Genomic DNA, 16,503 nt, shown 5'->3' with positions numbered 1-16,503 from the left:
CCGCGAGCGCCGAGAATCCGGCCACCGGGTTCTCCCGGTTCTGCGCCCCTGATACCGGCGATGCCGAGTACAGGCGCGCAGAACCGGCTTGCGCCTGCGGCTACTTCGCGCCGAAGGCCTTCTCGATGTCCTCGACGACCTTCTCCGCCGCGATCGGGCCGGAGCTGCTGCTCCACACCTGACCGTCAACGCCCATGAGCTGATTGGTCCCGACCGCCTTCAGCCGGGTGAACGCCTCCTGCTTGCGGGCGGTTTCCAGGGCCTTCTCGCCCTCCGCGTTCAGGGTGGCGACGAACACCCGGTCCGCGTCGGCCTTGTTGAGGTTCTCCAGCGACAGCGGGTCGGAGTGCGGCTGCGCGCCCAGGCCGTCCGCGATCGGCAGCGTGGCGGCACCGGCCTTCTTCAGCATCTCGCCCGGCATGTTCGTCGTGTTCATCACGATCGGCCCGTTGGGCATCCAGCGCATCACCACCGCCGAGCCGTTCTTCCCCTCACCCGCCTTCGCGGCCCGCTTGTCCAGGGCGTCGAGCTTGGTGGTCAGGTCGTCCTTGTGGCCCAGCGCCTCGCCGTACACACCGAGCACCGACCGCCAGTCGCCGGACTTGGGCACGACGGTCGGCGCCACCGCCGAGAGCTGGTCGTACCGGGACTTCTCCACCCCCGAGGACGTCAGGATCAGGTCCGGGTTGGTCTTCAGGATGGCTTCGATGTTGGGCTCCTTGACCGTGGCCACCAGCGGGATGCCGTCGGCCTTCAGGTAGGCGGGCGCGGTGGTGCCGCCACGGCTGGAGCTGGTGCCCACCGGGGTGATGCCGAGCGACAGCGCGGTGTCCAGCGCGGTGTCGCCGAGCGCGATGATCCGCTTGGGCTCGGCCGGGACCTCCACCGCGCCGAACGCGGTGTCGAGCTTGCGCTTGCCGCCCTTCGCGGCGGAGGAGGACGAAGCGTCGCTGCCACCCGCAGAGTCGCCGGACCCCGAGGAGCCACACGCCGTCAGGCCCAGCGAGAGGGCGCCGACCACGGCCGCACCGAGCAGAGTCCTGGTAAAGCGGGTGCCAAGCATGAGCATTCTCCGAGCAATGGTAGTTTACGGACGAAGCAATTTCTGAGGTTAGCCTAACCATAGTTGAGGCCCTGATGGAAAGGCCCGGTGTGACGTTCCGATCACTACTGCTGCGCGGTGTGCTGCCCGCCGGCGCGATACTGCTGGCCGCTGTGCTGGCGAGCCTGCTACTCGGCGCGGGCGATGTGGGGCCGTCACGGGCCTTCGCCACCCTGCTCGGTGACGGCGACTCCGACTCCCGGTTCACCGTGTTCCACCTGCGAGTCCCCCGTACCGCCGTGGCCCTCGCCGTCGGCCTCGCCCTCGGTGTCGCGGGCGCCGTACTGCAGGCCGCCGCCCGCAATCCGCTGGCCGAGCCCGGGCTTCTCGGCGTCAGCACCGGAGCCTCCTTCGCCGTCGTCGTCGCCATCGTGCTGGGCGCGAGCGCCGCCGGCGTCGGCCCGTACGTCGCCGTCCTCGGCGCCGCCGCCGGCTGCCTGCTCGCTCTGGGCGCCGCCCGGCTGCGCGGCGCGGGCGACGACCCCGTACGGCTCGTCCTCGCCGGTGCGGCCCTGAGCGGGCTGATGAACGCCGCGTCCTCCGTCCTGCTGCTGGCCGACGCCCGGGCCGCCGACGAGATCCGCTTCTGGACCATCGGCTCGGTCTCCGGCCGCGGCACCGACCAACTCCTCTCCGTCCTGCCGGTCCTGGTGCTCGGTCTGCTCCTGGCCCTGGCCTCCGGCCCGGCCCTGACCGCCCTCAGCCTCGGCGACGACGTCGCCACCGGCCTCGGGCACAGACCCCGGCGGGCCCGCGCCATCGCCGTGACCGCCGTGGCCCTGCTGGTCGGTGCCGCCACCGCCATCGCCGGCCCGGTCTCCTTCGTCGGCCTGGTCGTGCCTTTCGCCGCCCGCGCGCTGGTCGGCCCGGACCTGCGCCGCCTTCTTGTGGTATCCGCCTTGCTTGGGCCGGCCGTCGTCCTCTTCGCCGACGTGGTCTCCCGCCTGGTCGCCCGCCCCTACGAGATGCCCCTCGGCGTGATGACCGCCCTGTGCGGCGCCCCCGTCCTGGTCGCCGTCGTCCGCTCGCACAGAATGCCTTCGCTGTGAAGACGCCCACTGCTCCGGCGGCGCCTCGGCCGACCGCCCTCCCCGTACCGCCCGGCACCCGGCTGCTCGCCCTGGGCAGCCGTTCGGTCCTCATCCCCGTCCGTCCCCTGCTCGGTTGCACCGCGCTGCTGGCCGTCGCCGTCGCCGTGACCGCCGTCTTCCTGGCCGTCGGCGAGACGAACCTCAATCCGGTCGACGCCCTGCGCGCGGCCTTCGGCAGCGGCACGCCCCGTGACGTCCTGCTGGTGGAGAGGCTGCGACTGCCCCGCGCCGAGGCCGGACTGGCCGTCGGCGCCGCCCTCGGCATCGCGGGCTGCCTGATGCAGACCCTCGCCCAGAACCGGCTGGCCACCCCGGACACCGTCGGCTTCAACGACGGCGCCACCGCCTTCGCCGTCGCCTCCGTCACCGGCACCGCCACCCAGCTGCTGCCCTCCGCCGCCGCCCTCACAGGTGCCGCCACCGCGGCCGCACTCGCCTTCGCCCTCGGCGGCGGAGCCGGCCGCAACGGCTACCGCTTCCTCGTGGTCGGTCTCGGCATCGGCGCCGTCTTCGGCGCCGTGACCAACCTCATGCTCTCCCGCGCCGCCATCGACTCCGCCAACGCCGCCTACGCCTGGACGGTGGGCACCCTCAACGGCCGCGACACCGACGCCGTCGCCACCCTGCAGATCGGCCTCCTGGTCTGCCTGCCCGCCGGCATGCTGCTCGGCCGTCGCCTGTCCCTGCTCCGCTTCTCCGACGCCGTCGCCACCGGGCTGGGCGTACGGGTCCGGGGCCTGCGCATCGCCGTCCTCATCGTCGCCGTGGTCTGCGCCGGCCTGGCCGTGGCCGTCGCCGGACCGCTCGGCATGATCGCGCTCGCCGCCCCCGAGGCTGCCCGCCGCATCGCCGGACCGCGCTCCGTACCCGTCCTCACCTCGGCCGCCGCCGGAGCCGCCTTCACCCTGCTCGCCGATCTGATCGGCCGCACCGTCCTGTCGCCGCTGGAAGTGCCGGCCGGTCTGGTCACCGCCGTCGTGGGCGGCCCGTACCTGTTGTGGCTGCTGCTCACCACCCGTCCCCGGAGGACCGCATGACCACCCGCACCGCCCCCGCCGATACCGCCGCCGACACGGCCCACCGGCTGGAGACCAGTGCGCTCACCCTCGGCCACGACCGCACCATCGTGGTACGCGAACTCGACATCGAGCTGCCCGCCCGGCAGGTGACCGTCATCGTCGGACCCAACGGCTGCGGCAAATCCACCCTGCTCGGCGGCCTGGCCCGCACCATCGCCCCCCGCTCCGGCGCGGTCCTGCTCGACGGCAAGCCGCTCACCTCGCTGTCCACCCGCGTGATAGCCCGGATCATCGGTCTGCTGCCGCAATCCGCCACCGCCCCGGACGGGTTGACCGTGCGCGACCTCGTCCGCTACGGACGCCAGCCGCACCAGGGCCTGCTGCGTCAGTGGTCCACCGCCGACGCCGAGGCGGTGGACCACGCTCTCTCCGCCGCCGACCTGCACGACCTGGCCGACCGTCCGCTGGACACCCTCTCCGGCGGCCAGCGCCAGCGTGCCTGGATCGCGATGGCCGTCGCTCAGGACACCGACATCCTCATGCTGGACGAACCCACCTCGGCACTGGACATGGGCCACGCCCTGGAGGTGCTGGAGATGGTGCGCGGCCTGACCGAACGCGGCCGCACCGTCGTCCTCGTCCTGCACGACCTCACAACCGCCTGCCGCTACGCCGACCACATGATCGCCATGCGCGACGGCAGAGTGGCGGCCCAGGGCGCGCCCCGCGACATCGTCACCCCCGACCTGGTGCGCGAGCTGTACGGGGTGGAGAGCGCGATCCTCACCGACCCGGTCCACGGCACGCCCGTGATCTGCCCGGTCGGCCTCGCCCCGCGTCCCACCGAGGTCGGATAACGTCCCCCGGTTCTGTCCGGCGGACCATGTGACCACCTGAGAGTGTCACCCGACTCTGCCTCACGGCCGGCACGCTGTTGGCGATCTTCGCTGGGTGAAGATCGCCAACAGCATCGTCTGTGTGAACACTCCTGAATGTTTCCCGTCCTCAAGGAGGGTGAGGAGTTCGCCGCGCCCCACAGCCTGATCAACATGCTCACCGGACACGAGCAGACCCCATGAGCCGGCGCCGGAACCGCAGTTCGCCGTCTACCGGTGTCCACTGAGTTGCTGGAATCCGGGGTGGGTGTCGAGGAGCTCGGCGTACGTTCCCGTGGCGGAAGCCGTGCCGTGCGAGAGCATGACGACACTGTCCGCCGCCTCGATGGTGGACATCCGATGGGCGATGACGAGCAGGGCGCACTCCTTCCGAAGGCTGTGCAGGTTGACCGTCAGGGCAGCCTCGTTGGCGGGGTCGAGGTGGGCGGTGGGTTCGTCCATCAGCAGCAGGCGGGGGCGGGCCAGCACCGCACGGGCGATGGCGACTCTCTGGCGTTCGCCACTGGACAGGCGTGCCCCGCGCTCACCGACCTCGGTGTCGAGCCCGGCCGACAGGCGGTGCACCTTCTCCGTGAGGTTGACGAGGTCGAGGACCTCCCACAGCCTGTCGTCGCTGACATCCGGGGCCGCGTAGGAGAGGTTGTCCCGCAGGGTGCCGTGCAGGATCGGGCAGTCCTGTTCGACCCAGCCGATGTGTGAACGCCACTCCTCGAGGCCGAGATCGGTGGCGGGCCGCCCGTCGATACGGATACTGCCGCTCCACGGCTCGTAGAACCGGCTGATCAGTGCGAAGGTGGTCGACTTGCCGGCGCCGGACGGGCCGACCAAGGCCACGAGCGCGTGCGGAGGAACAGTGAGTGACAGTCCACGAAGGACCGGTGCGTCAGGGCTGTAGCCGAACCGCAGATCACGAATCTCCAGCGAAGGAGCCGAGGGTGGGCTCTGGGCCGACTGCCGCAACGGTGTGCTCCGACTGGTCCCGACGGTGCTGCCGCCTTCCGTGGTGCCGCCCTCGATGGGAAGCGCGTAGACCTCCTGGACGCGTTCCATGGCGCCTTTGGCCCTGTTCACCGACGCGATACCGTCCATCAACTCGGTGACCGGACCGGTAAGTTGGGTGGCGTACAGCAGCATCGCCACGAGGCCGCCCAGCGAGAGGGCCCCCTGGTCGACACGGGCCGCACCGACCAGCAAAACCAGGACGAAAGCGGCGTTGATGGCCATCTGAGCGGTGGGGGCGATCACCGCCGTAAGCCGGGCGCTGCGCACCGCGGCGTCGTAGGCGCGGTGGGCCAGCGTGCCGAGATGGTCGATCTCTCGGCGTTCAGCGCGGTTGGCCCGGACGGTACGCAGAGCCGACAACGCTCGCTCCAGTCCGGCCGAGATCGCTCCGACCGCGGTCTGCAGTTCCGTCGACGAACGGCCGACCTCGGCCGACAGCCTGTTGATCACGACGCCGCACACCAGCAGGACTCCCAGAACGAGCAGCATCAGGACCGGGTCCATCACGAACATGGCGACGACGCTCCCCAGGGCGACGCACAGGTTGACGGCGATCTGGACGGAGGCATGCGTCAGCGCCTCACGCAGGACGACCACATCCGTCGAGGCGCGCGCCATGAGGTCACCGACGCGCAGTCGGTCGAAGGCCTGCATGTGGACCCGCAGCAGATGCGAGATCAGCCCGGTACGCATGCCCAGGACGAACCGCTCGCCCGTGCGCTCCATCAGGAAGACAGCGAAAGCACCGACGAGCGCCTGGGCCAGCAGCAACAGGACGAGGACGGTGACGGGGAGAAGCAGCGGCCGATGTGCGGTGAGCGCGTCAACCACTCCCCTGGCCGCCAACGGTTGCACGACACCCACGGCGGCAGCGATCAGAGTGAGGAACAGAGCGGCAGCCAAAGCGCGCCGCCGCCCTCGGGTCAAGGTCCACAACTGCCGAACCATCGTAAACGCAGCTCCATTTCGGGCCCGCCGCCCCGAGCCGTCACGACGGGCGTGCTCGGGGCGGACCGACCGGCATCGTGCGGGGCACTGCGGGCCGGGCCCGGGGTCAGCCCGCCTCCACCAGCCCGGACGACTGGAGTTGCTCGGTCATCGCCGCGAGGTCCAGGTGCGCTTGGGCCGGTGCGATGTCGAAGTGGGATGCGAACTCTTCGGCTACCTGATCCAGGGTGCAGCCGTCCAGGAGACGTCGCAGTGCGTAGGCGCCGGTCTGGTTGAGCTGCCAGTAGTGTCCGGTGCGCTGGCTCAACAGCACAGCGCCGTCGTCCGTATCGGTGGACACGGTGTGGGCGGTCAGGCGGAGCGTCATTCGGCCCTCCGGGCGGGGTCGTGGAGCCGGTCGGCTCTCAGGTCGTACGCATCGGATGCTTGGGGGCGACGGTGAGCAGGGGCCGGAAGTAGCCGTCGGGATACGGCTCGTCAATCACCCGGCCTTCGGCCTCGACCCAGGCGTGGGCGGCGAACGGCGTCGTACGCACACCGGCCTGCCACGTGGGCCACACGCCCTTGAACCGGCACAGCACGGCCGTGGCGATCGACCGTTGCAGACAGTTGTGGACGGCGCAACGCAGGCTGACCGCGACGACCGCGGTGCGGGCCGCCGACGCCTGGGCGGCAGTGCCCGGACCGGCGCCGGTGCGCAGCACCCCGAGTACGGCACGCAGATACCCGGGCGGCAGTTTGGCCAGCGGCCGGGCGACGGCCACGGCGGCCAGCGGCAGCAGGCGCCGGTGCAGGGGCAGCCGGGTACGGGGCTGTAGCGCGCAGGGCGGACTGGTCACGGTGTCTCCTCAAGGTCGGGCACACTGCGCGGATGACCAGCGCCGCCGCGGGCAGGGCCGGCGAGTACCGCTGGGACGGCTGGACGGGCCGCGATCTCCCGCAGCCACAGCTCGGCGCCGATCGTCGCCTCCAGCTGGGCGGACCAGACGTCCCCGGTTCGCGGCGGCGTGATCAACGTGGTCCGCAACCTGCCCACGTCGATCAGGCCGCGGCGTGCCAGCAGCGAGTCCGCGAACAGCTCCAACAGGTCGGGGACGTGTTCCTGCAAGGCGCGGTCGACGGGCTCCTCACAGTCGCCCTTGGTGATCCGGTTCAGGATCACGTCGGGCACGAGGCCGCGCATCGCCTCCGACAGCACCGGCTTGTACCGCCAGGGGCTGTAGCGCTCATGGGGAAGGGTGGACAACACGGCCTCGACCACCCGGTCGTCCAGGTACGGCAGTTCCAGGGAGAGCCCCTCGGCGGCGTACTCACGGCAGAGCAGTCGAAGCACCGGGCCCGCGCTGCGCAGCGCGGTGAGGGCCTCATGCTGTCCCCGGTCCCGCGCGAGGGGGACGACCTGATCCGCCACGCCGCGGAAGACCGTCTGTGTGGCCTTCACCGCGTCCCCGGTCGCCCACGGTGTCGCCGGGAGCCGTTCCCCCCAGCCGAGGTTCGGTGACCGGGGCAGCGGCGTGGTACGGGCGAGGTCATCGGCGCACCGCCGCCACCAGTCGCCGAGGTCTCCCCCGCGCAGCAACGCGGCCAGGCTGGGCGCCAGCGGCCAGCAGTGCAGCGCCCGGTGGGCACGCAACTGCCGCCAGGCGGTCACCGGCCGACGGCGGAAGAGCGTGCGCAGGTAGGCGGCGCCGCCGGTGAACAGCTCATCCGCCCCGTGCCCGGCCAGATGCCGGGTGGCACCGTGCTCGACCAAGTGCCGGATCCCGAACCGGATCGCGTTCATCCCCCGGGTGGCAGCCCGCGGGGCCTCCGTGTCGACCGACCAGTACGGCGGGGCGAACACCGGTGGAGCGTCGGTGTCCGGCACGGTCAGGTGCTCGGCACTCGTCAGCAGGCGTGCGGCCTGTCCGGCGTACAGCGGGTCGTCGTTGATCGCGCTGCCGCCCGTCCAGCAGAAGGTCAACAGGTCGGGGCTGTGTTCGGCGGCCAGAAAGCACAGCGATGTGGAGTCCATGCCGCCTGACAGGTCGGCGGACAGCCTGCCCTGGTGGGGTTGCCGATGCGCCACGGCCTCCAGCAGCCTCTCGCGCACCCCGGCCGCCCCCTGCGGCAGAGGGAGGGTCGGCTCCGGCGGTTGCCACCAGCGCACCGACCGGGCGGCGCCGTCGCCGGGGATCACGAGACAGGAGTCCGCGGCCACCTGGTGCACGCCGCGCCACCAGCTGCGCTCGCTCAGCGGCGTGAAGAGCATCCCGTACGTCACACCCGCTGCGACCAGGTCCTCGTCGGGCTCCGCACCGATCGCTTCGGCCAGCACGTCGGCCCGGTCGCCGGCGATCGGCACATCGCCGAGACGGGCGGTGAAGACGCAACGCGTCCCGCTGACGGTGCCTTGGAACCGCACCTGCCCATCGATCGAGGCCACCACGTGTGCGTTACCGGGAAGGCGGCGGGCCAGCCCGTCCAGATCCGACAGGTCGCGCACCGATGAGACCAACGACTCAAGCCGCCCCGGCGTGACCGGGCTCAAGCCGAACACCGCCACTCGCACCGGGCCCGCCGCGGACACCACCATGTCCCCCGGTGCCCACGAGCCGGCCAGCCACGGCCGGCCGGATGCATGGGTCACCATCTGCAATGCACGGCTGCCGACCTGACGGTGGGCCCATGCACCGCCCGGGGAGTCCGGAAAGACCACAAGGTGGTCGTTGAGCGACTGCACCCGCCTCACCCCCAGGTATCACGGCGGCGTCCGCGCCACCGCCGTTTCGACCACTCGACCACGCACGCCGCACACGCACTGGCCCCGGTGCCGTACGGCGTCCCCGCCAAGAGGCCGACGTCAGGAGGTCGACCGGTCGGCGGCTCGGCTCCAGAACCCCAACGGCACCACAGAACGTGCACCACCAGGGAAGATCGCACAACTGGATAAAATCAACCTCGCCCGGATCACGCCATTTCAACAACGTTATGACTAAGTCAATGTGATGCATATCATATGCATAGTCTAAGATTTTTCGCTCGCCTTAGATCATCCTTGCTCGAACCAATGATCGCCACGCCTGATATCAATTCGAAACCGATCGGGCGATGCTTCGTGTAGGGTCCACATGCATCCGGGAAAAGTTCGCCCTCAATGGCCGAAGTTGGTTTATCCGAATGGACACTTCGAAGGACAACCGGCTCAATGGTGTGACGCCATGCCAGGCTTCGACCTAGATGCATTGGAGAGCACCGTGATCAAGAAGCAGCAGCTGCCCGAGCGTTACACGCCGCCCGCGGCCGCCAAGGTCGGCGACTTCAGCAAGGACACGGACGGCACCATCTACACCCTGAAGGACGCGACGACTCTGGGCTTCAAGAAGCCCCGCTGACGAAGCGCCGCTTCCGCCACCAGCGGCCATCGGTCACGACCGATGGCCGCCCCGCCCTCCGCAGGCTTCGCCCCGCTTTCCCCTGGGGCGAAGCCCTCGGGTGGCAGGCCGGGATGGCACGCCTCGTCTCTCATCCCATCAAATCGGCCTTCCGGTGACAGCCGCCGAACCTCCAACCCACCGGCCCTGACGGCACCGCCGTACTCGGCCGGATGGTGGCGGTCCAGGATCCGTAGGCCGGTTCGGCCGAGGTGGGCTCGCGCGGCCCCGGGGTAGCGGCGACCGCACCTCCGGTACCAGCGCAGCCGGGCGCTCGACGGCCTCGCCGTACCGGCGCTCCGTCCGCTCGGCCACACCACAGCCGTGCGCCCACCGACGAAACCGCTGTCAGTCAGGCTGCCGCCAGGCCTCAAGGACGTCCGACAGCGGTTTCGTCGGCTGCCCGGCGGACGAGGAGGCGGAGCATCTCGCAGGTGGAGAACACCGTCCGCGGCGGCGATCACCGACTGGCCCGGACGCCGAATCGAGCCCGCTCTCCGGCAGAAGCTCCCGCAGCCTGACTCCCGTCACGAACCACTGCCGCCTGAACGCCGGGTGCCGCACGTCCGACCGCGACGCCGCACCCGGCCTCGGCGTGCGCCGCCCGTTGCCGCGCCGGTGACAGAGCCGCTGCCCCGGCAGGCATCCTCCAGCGCCCGTGAGCGGAAGTCGTCGATCGCCACCCGGGCACCGCCTCCGCGTCACCGAGCACCTCCGGTTTGTGGGGCTCCAAGGCCGCCTCAGAACCGTCCGGAACACCCCACCAGGGTGGGACCTACCCAGGTCCAGCAGGCCCACGGCCGCCTTCCGAGCGCAGTCGTCGGCGTCGGCCGGGTCCGTGGCGCGCGCGAGCAGTGGCTCCGCCTCAGGGGGTCCTCGGTGACGCCCCGTCGCCGGACCACCGTACGGCGGCAGCGGACGAAGCCGCTCCCTGGCGGAACGAGGCCGGCGGCGCTTCGACGACCATGCGAATTCGCCCCCCATGAGGCCGAAAGCTCCGACCCATGCCGTGCGGGAATCGCAAACCCCGGCAGAATCGAGGTGTGGGGGCGGCCCCGGCGCGCCGCAGGCGCCTACACGAGAGGACGATGTCATGCCCGACTTCCACCCACAGGACGATCATCTGATCGTCAAGCCGATCGGGGAGCCGACCCAGCAGGACCCGGAGACGTGGAAGGGCGAGGTGGTCGCGGTGGGGCCCGGCCGGTCGCTGGAGAGCGGCAAGCTGCACCCGCTGGACGTCAAGGTCGGCGAGAGGATCCTCTTCAACAGGTTCTCCGGATCGGAGATCGAGGTGGAGGGGGAGGCGTACGTCGAGCTTCCCGAAGAGGAGATCCTGGCGCTCTCCGCGGAGTAGCGGCAGAGCGGCTGGCTCACCGGGCGAGCGCCCGCCGAGGGCAGCCCGGTAGCCGGCCCTTCGCCGGTCCGGATCGGGGACGGCCATGGCGGGCCCCGGGGACCAGGCGGCGAGGTCCGCGCCGCGCCGCCTGCTGCCAACCGCCGGAACCACACCGCGACACCACCGGGAACGGGCCACGCCCCGGGGTCGGCCGCCGCAACGCCGACGAGGTCGCCGGGCATCATGCCGACGACCTCGCACGGTGACGAGCAACAGCGACGACTACGGGTGGAAGCTGATCTCCGGGTTCTCGGGGGTCGGCCCGTCGAGGATCGGCTGGTCGATCCCCTTCAGCTGCAGATCGAAGAAGGCCGCCACGTACTCCCGGGTGAGCTGCACCCCGCGCTCGGCGCCGATCGTGGTGCCGGGAGGCTCGGGAAGGCCGAGCTTCTCGAAGAACAGCGGATTGTCGGTGAATGTGCCGTGGTTGGAGCCGGCGACGGTCAGCCAGCGCTTCCAGCCGTCGAGGTTGGCCCAGCTCTCCGTCCAGCTGGGATCCTCCTGGCCGTCGCCCAGCGGGTGGCCGATCATCAGGAACGGCTTGCCCTTGAGTCCGGTGGCGGGCACCGGGAAGTCCATGGTGCCGTCCAGGTTCACCCCGGCCCGGATCCGGTCGTCGGTGAGCAGGGCCGGGACGGTCGCGGAGCCGCCGACCGAGTGCCCGGCCATGCCGATCCGGTCACGGTCGATCATGCGGGCGTAGCGCCAGGCCGGGTGCCGATGAGCGGTCAGCTGGTCGATGACGAAGGAGACGTCCTTCGCCCGGCTCTCGTTCAGGGCCGCCCAGTCCTCCTCGGTCTTCAGCTTGCCGCATTCGACGCAGGTGAGCGTCTGCCCGTCGGGAAAGGTCGTCCCGGTGTTCTCGTAGGTGTGGTCGACGAGCGCGACGACGTACCCACGACTGGTCAAGTCCTCGGCGAGGCTGGTCAGTTCGGTGCGCGGCATGGTGAAGCCGGGAGAGAGCACTACCAGCGGGAACCGGCCGTGCCGCGGGAGCGCGTCGGTCCTGGCCCACGTCCGGGCGCCGGTGACCACCTCGGTGGGGATGGTGTTGCCGGGCAACTTCGTGTCCAGCATGAGGCGGGCGGCCTCAGGGGTCATGTACGGGGCCGGACCGCCCGTCCCCTCCTTGGCGGGGTAGTACATCGACACCATCAGCTGGCGCGGGCCCGCCGACGGGACCCACGGGTCGGGCCGGTCCTGGTCGACGAGGTGCAGGATCTCCCGGCCGACCGCGTACGGTCCGGTCGGGCGCGGGAGATCGACGTGGACGCCCGCCGGCACGGTGGGCGGGGCAGGCGCGGTGGCTGCGACAGAGGTGGCGGGCGCGGCCAGCGCGGGAGCGGCGACGACGGACATCGGCAGGGCGAGCAGGAACGCCACGGCCACGGCAGTACGACGAATTCCGGTCATGGCTAGGACCGTAGGCCTCCCCCAGGCGATTTGACGTCCCCTCAGCGGCGTAAGGGTTTCACCTGAGAGCGCGGCGGGATTCGAGATGCGGTCCCTAGGGGGTCTGGATCAGCAGTGACAAGGAGCCGATGCCGGCGGCGGCGAGCAGGGCGTCCAGCAGCACGGTCTGCGGGTCGGTCAGCTTCCTGTTGGTGCGGACGTTGTCCGTTGAGTCCGACGCTCAGCTCCACCAGACGCGGAACTCGGTGGGCAACGACCTCAGAGCGTCCAACCGAGCCGCCAGCTCGGGCGAGGACACCTCGATCCGCTGCCCCTCCACCAGCGGTGCGGAGCTGTAGATCTTGCGCAGTGCGAAGTCCCAACCGGAACGATCCCCAGGGGCACATCCGGCCATGACCTTCAGCCGGTGCGGCTCGTACCGGATCATGGTGCTCTCCGCTCGCGTGACGGTGCAGGAGTCGAAGGCGGACCACAGCAGCGGATCGGCCATCCTGGCGAGCCGGGACGGAGTGAGGGTCGTGGTGTCGAGTAGTCGGCAGGCCAGTCGTCGGACCACCGAGACCGGACCCACGTTGTCCCACGAGGTGTGCAGCCGTGCTTCCGCGCAGATCAGGCCGACGAGTGCTGCGGCGGTCTCGCGGTCGGCTGACACCGCGGAGTCCCTGAGGTCGAGCCGGCCCAGCATGACGGCCGGATCGGCGTCGAGACGCCCGGCGGCCCGCCCACTGCGTACGTAGGAATCGAGATGGTCGAGATTCAGCAGGCCGGAGCGGCTGGTGAGTGGCGAGGGCGGCTGTCCGCCGAGTGCGGCGGCGACGGCCTCAGTACTGATCCCGTGCTTCTCCAACACGGGATGGATCGGGTCGGTCCGCAGCAGGTGCAGGCCGATGGCGTGATGGTCGAGGCCGGCAATGCCTTCGAGGGTGTGGCTCAGTGGCAGGTGGCCGATGTCGTGCAACAGAGCCGCGACCCTTAGCAGTTCGTCCTCCGGACGGAAGTGCGCGACCAGCGCGAGGACACCGAGGGTGTGCTCGAGTCTGGAGTACGACTGCAGGGTGCTGATCGTCGAGGCGCCGCCGTGGGCGACGAAGTGCAGACGCCGTAGCGGTTCGGTACGCAGCAGGTCCACCTCCACCGGGTTCAGGCGGACCGATATCCGCCACAGCGGGTCGGTGAACGTCGGGGACAGGCCCACGACATTGGTCGGGACGGGCCATGCGGCGGCATCCCCGGAGCCCTGCGGCGAACTCTGATCCATCTGGCTGTCCACCGGTCCACCCTAGCGATCCGTCGATGGCTTTCACCACGCTTGTGTAACATCCGTACTCGGATCTCAGTCATTACTTGGAGGGGTGTCTGAATGTTGGAGCTCGCGCGCTCGTGGGTCGACGGATGGACCGTCTCCCGGCGGGTACCGAAGCCGGTGGACGTGCCGTGGGGGCTGAGCATCCAGGTCGGGCTGCCGACCCAGACGGTCCGTCACGTCCTGCTCGACGCCGATGTCGAGACCGCCCGCGGGCTCGTCGGCGCGATCACCGAACCGGCCACCTGGATCAAGGCCTTTCTGGAACCGGACGTCATGGAGCCGTGGTTCCCGCCCGAGTGGGAACCGACCGATCCAGGCTTCCTGATGGCCGTCGACCTGCGCCCGTCCGTCGTGCGCGCGCCCGACGGTTACACAGCCACCGCCGAGACCGCCGACGATGTCATAAGCGTGCGCATTCTGGCCGCCGACGGGGAACTCGCCGCGCGCGGTCAGATCGGCCTGACAGGTGCCGCCTGCGTCTTCGACCAGATCGTCACCGAGAAGGCTCACCAGCGCCTCGGCCTCGGGACGGTCGTGATGGGCACACTCACCAACGCGGCCATCGAGAACGGTGCGGCTACCGGCATCCTGGGCGCGACCGTCCAAGGCCGAGCGCTCTACGAAACGCTCGACTGGAAGGTCCTCGCACCGCTGACCGGCTTCATCTACAAGCCCGTCGCTCCCTGAACCGCGACCCGGGTCCCGGAACGGCGCCATACAGCGTCGTCACGGCCAGCGCCGTGGACCTGGGGTCGGGTGTTCCGTGAGGGACTGGGCCGCACACAGGACCTTTCAACGCTCCGAAGTACCGTTGTTGACCGCCTGTTGCGACGCGGTCCGCCGACCCCAGGTCACCCGCCGCCCCTGCCACCAGCCGGTCCGGCCCACCAGCGCCGACCTGGCTCGCAGGCTTCGGGACGGAGACGAGCGACTCGAGCACCTCACCGGCTTCAGACAGCTCGGCCTGGCTCCGCTTGACCTTGACACAGTGACAAGGCCTTCACTGTGGCCGAGGAGGTGGTCCTGATGACCATGCGGAAAGAGGACACGAACACGAGGCGAGCTCTCCAGGCGCTGGAGGACAACAGCTCGTCGGTCCGGCTGCAGGCGGCGCTGGCGGTCGGCACGACCCCGGACCCGGGGTTCGTCGGCAAGCTCATCGAGCGATGCGCGATCGAACCCGAGTTCTACGTGCGCGAAATGCTGACGTGGGCACTCACCCGCCACGCGGCATCGATGACGGTCCCGGTACTTCTCGACGAAGTCCGCTCGGAGCGTGCGCAGGCGCGGAGCCAGGCGTTGCACACGCTGTCCAAGATCGGGGATCGGCAAGCGTGGCCGGCGATCACACCGGCGCTGCTGTCCGACGCCGACGACGAGGTGGCCCGGAGTGCCTGGCGGGCAGCGGTCGTGCTCGTACCCGAAGGTGGGGAACACGAGTTGGCCGTAGCCTTGGCGGCACAGCTCGGGCGCGGCGAACGGGAGACGCAGCTGAGCCTCAGCCGGGCGCTGATCGCACTCGGGGAGGTGATGTTGCCGGCACTGGCCGCCGCGACGACGGATCTCGACCCTCGCGTGCGGGCACACGCGATCGCCACGGAACGGCTGTGGCACGACCCGAGTGCCGGATTCGAGTTCGCCGTCGAGGAGGCGAAGCGCATCGCAGTCCTCGGCGGGGCCGACCAGGAGGGGCAGTAGGCAGTGTTGATCGGTGATGTCGCGCGACGGTCGGGGGTCAGCGCCCGCATGCTCAGGCACTACGAGTCGCTCGGCCTGGTGCGGCCGACCGGTCGTACCGATTCCGGCTATCGGGAGTACTCCGGCGAGGACATCCGGCGGATCTTCCACATCGAGAGTCTGCGGTCACTGGGGCTGTCGCTGCGCGACGTCGGGCGCGCGCTCGATGACCCCGGCTTCGCGCCCGTGGAGCTCGTCGACGACCTCATCCGCCAGACGCGGGACCGCATCGCAGCGGAGACGGAGCTGCTCACGCGACTCCGTCGGATCGGTGCCGCGGAACCCGTCGGCTGGGAGGATGTCCTCCAGACCGTCGCGCTCCTCCAGGCCTTGGAGTCGAAGAGCGCGGGGACGCGGCAGCGCGCGGCCCTGTCCGCGGGCGAGGAGGTTTCCGTACCGGTGGAAGCACTGGTCGAGGCCGTCCTGAGCGAGTCGGACCCGAACGTCGCCGGAGCCCTTCGTTGGGCTCTGGTGCAATCGGGCGAGGACGGGCTGGCACTGCTGGCGGAGGGCCTCGGCTCAGCTGCGGCCGAGGTGAGGAAACGTGCCGTCCAGTCCATCGCCGAGATTCCGAACGGTGAGGCGACCGCACTGCTGCAGGACGCCCTCGCCAACCCCGACGTCGTGGTCCGCAGGTACGCGGCTCTGGCGCTCGGGGCACGTGGAGCAGCCGACGCGGTACCAACACTCATCGACATGATCGTCGAGGAGGTGAACGACGCCGACGCAGCCGATGCACTGAGCGCGCTGGCGAGTGATCCCCCGTTGGCGGATCAGATCGCTACCGGGCTCGTCGACTGCCTCGCCCACGGCACCGTTGGACCGTCTGCACGTCGACGGCTGACCCAGGCGCTCGCGGACGTCCCGGGGATCACGACGTCACGTGCCCTCGCAGATCTGTCACATGACGAAGACCGTGCCGTTGCGCTCACTGCGACGTACATTCTCACGCTGCGCGAGACACGACGGTGAACCTCGCTGAGGCGGGACACCTGCCCGCCGCACTCGACGACGCCGCACCCCGTGTCCTTTGCCGGTAGATCCTGGCCGTTTGCCAGGTGGGTTCGAGCGCCGGGCCTGGTGTGGCGGGGATCCGGTCGCGGGGTCTCCGTGGGCTGCTTTCACTCGTTCGCAGGTCCGCTCGGCGCACGCCGACGAGCGCACGCCAACGGGCGCA

The 16,503-nt window shown here is 70.4% G+C and carries 15 protein-coding genes; 8 read left to right on the top strand and 7 right to left on the bottom strand.

Annotated elements, in window-relative coordinates; translation table 11 throughout:
- Positions 1–100 precede the first annotated feature (100 nt).
- On the bottom strand, positions 101–1,069 hold the full coding sequence (locus ACSMTC_RS38875) for an ABC transporter substrate-binding protein (protein WP_436564478.1): 969 nt from the start codon (positions 1,067–1,069) through the stop codon (positions 101–103).
- 83 nt (positions 1,070–1,152) lie between these two features.
- Here ACSMTC_RS38875 and ACSMTC_RS38870 point away from each other — a divergent pair, with 83 nt between their 5' ends.
- The 3 genes from ACSMTC_RS38870 to ACSMTC_RS38860 are packed head-to-tail and all read left to right on the top strand — an operon-like array spanning position 1,153 to position 4,069.
- Positions 1,153–2,151: a FecCD family ABC transporter permease gene (locus ACSMTC_RS38870; protein ID WP_436564477.1), complete on the top strand. Its 999-nt coding sequence runs from the start codon at positions 1,153–1,155 to the stop codon at positions 2,149–2,151.
- Positions 2,148–3,230 carry a FecCD family ABC transporter permease gene (locus tag ACSMTC_RS38865; RefSeq protein ID WP_436564476.1) on the top strand — a complete coding sequence of 361 codons (1,083 nt, stop codon included), beginning with the start codon at positions 2,148–2,150 and terminating at the stop codon, positions 3,228–3,230. Before ACSMTC_RS38870 ends, ACSMTC_RS38865 begins: the two co-directional genes overlap by 4 nt.
- Complete coding sequence (locus ACSMTC_RS38860) at positions 3,227–4,069, top strand: ABC transporter ATP-binding protein (protein WP_436564475.1); 843 nt, start codon at positions 3,227–3,229, stop codon at positions 4,067–4,069. Before ACSMTC_RS38865 ends, ACSMTC_RS38860 begins: the two co-directional genes overlap by 4 nt.
- Positions 4,070–4,318: 249 nt before the next feature.
- On the opposite strand, the gene ACSMTC_RS38855 is transcribed toward ACSMTC_RS38860, so the two are convergent.
- The 4 genes from ACSMTC_RS38855 to ACSMTC_RS38840 all read right to left on the bottom strand — a co-directional run bounded on the left by ACSMTC_RS38855 (position 4,319) and on the right by ACSMTC_RS38840 (position 8,543).
- Positions 4,319–6,058 (bottom strand): ABC transporter ATP-binding protein, encoded by a 1,740-nt coding sequence (locus tag ACSMTC_RS38855; RefSeq protein ID WP_436564474.1) that lies wholly within the window; start codon positions 6,056–6,058, stop codon positions 4,319–4,321.
- A gap of 106 nt (positions 6,059–6,164) precedes the next feature.
- The gene (locus tag ACSMTC_RS38850) at positions 6,165–6,425 is read right to left on the bottom strand and encodes a lasso peptide biosynthesis PqqD family chaperone (protein WP_436564473.1); all 261 of its coding nucleotides are present in this window, start codon (positions 6,423–6,425) and stop codon (positions 6,165–6,167) included.
- A gap of 37 nt (positions 6,426–6,462) precedes the next feature.
- The gene (locus tag ACSMTC_RS38845; RefSeq protein ID WP_436564472.1) at positions 6,463–6,897 is read right to left on the bottom strand and encodes a lasso peptide biosynthesis B2 protein; all 435 of its coding nucleotides are present in this window, start codon (positions 6,895–6,897) and stop codon (positions 6,463–6,465) included.
- Entirely contained in the window at positions 6,894–8,543 is a 1,650-nt protein-coding gene (locus ACSMTC_RS38840; RefSeq protein ID WP_436564471.1) for an asparagine synthase-related protein, read from the bottom strand. Before ACSMTC_RS38840 ends, ACSMTC_RS38845 begins: the two co-directional genes overlap by 4 nt.
- Positions 8,544–9,258: 715 nt before the next feature.
- Between ACSMTC_RS38840 and ACSMTC_RS38835 the strand changes: the two genes are divergently transcribed.
- Both ACSMTC_RS38835 and ACSMTC_RS38830 read left to right on the top strand, forming a co-directional pair.
- Positions 9,259–9,432 carry a hypothetical protein gene (locus ACSMTC_RS38835; RefSeq protein WP_436564470.1) on the top strand — a complete coding sequence of 58 codons (174 nt, stop codon included), beginning with the start codon at positions 9,259–9,261 and terminating at the stop codon, positions 9,430–9,432.
- A gap of 1,132 nt (positions 9,433–10,564) precedes the next feature.
- Entirely contained in the window at positions 10,565–10,828 is a 264-nt protein-coding gene (locus ACSMTC_RS38830) for a co-chaperone GroES (protein WP_436564469.1), read from the top strand.
- A gap of 264 nt (positions 10,829–11,092) precedes the next feature.
- Here ACSMTC_RS38830 and ACSMTC_RS38825 read toward each other — a convergent pair whose 3' ends face one another.
- Positions 11,093–12,283 carry an alpha/beta hydrolase family protein gene (locus ACSMTC_RS38825; protein WP_436564468.1) on the bottom strand — a complete coding sequence of 397 codons (1,191 nt, stop codon included), beginning with the start codon at positions 12,281–12,283 and terminating at the stop codon, positions 11,093–11,095.
- A 220-nt stretch (positions 12,284–12,503) separates the two neighbouring features.
- On the bottom strand, positions 12,504–13,553 hold the full coding sequence (locus ACSMTC_RS38820; RefSeq protein ID WP_436564467.1) for an HD domain-containing protein: 1,050 nt from the start codon (positions 13,551–13,553) through the stop codon (positions 12,504–12,506).
- A 153-nt stretch (positions 13,554–13,706) separates the two neighbouring features.
- Between ACSMTC_RS38820 and ACSMTC_RS38815 the strand changes: the two genes are divergently transcribed.
- The 3 genes from ACSMTC_RS38815 to ACSMTC_RS38805 all read left to right on the top strand — a co-directional run bounded on the left by ACSMTC_RS38815 (position 13,707) and on the right by ACSMTC_RS38805 (position 16,298).
- Positions 13,707–14,276, top strand: coding sequence for a GNAT family N-acetyltransferase (locus tag ACSMTC_RS38815; RefSeq protein ID WP_436564466.1), 570 nt, complete (start codon positions 13,707–13,709; stop codon positions 14,274–14,276).
- Positions 14,277–14,615: 339 nt separating this feature from the next.
- Positions 14,616–15,287 (top strand): HEAT repeat domain-containing protein, encoded by a 672-nt coding sequence (locus ACSMTC_RS38810; RefSeq protein ID WP_436564920.1) that lies wholly within the window; start codon positions 14,616–14,618, stop codon positions 15,285–15,287.
- Positions 15,288–15,290: 3 nt separating this feature from the next.
- Positions 15,291–16,298, top strand: coding sequence for a HEAT repeat domain-containing protein (locus ACSMTC_RS38805; protein ID WP_436564465.1), 1,008 nt, complete (start codon positions 15,291–15,293; stop codon positions 16,296–16,298).
- Positions 16,299–16,503: the final 205 nt, after the last annotated feature.

This window comes from Kitasatospora sp. HPM-01-4 (genome assembly GCF_051374625.1).
In the GTDB taxonomy this organism is placed as follows: Bacteria; Actinomycetota; Actinomycetes; order Streptomycetales; family Streptomycetaceae; genus Kitasatospora.
This window is presented reverse-complemented; position numbering and strand designations above follow the sequence as displayed.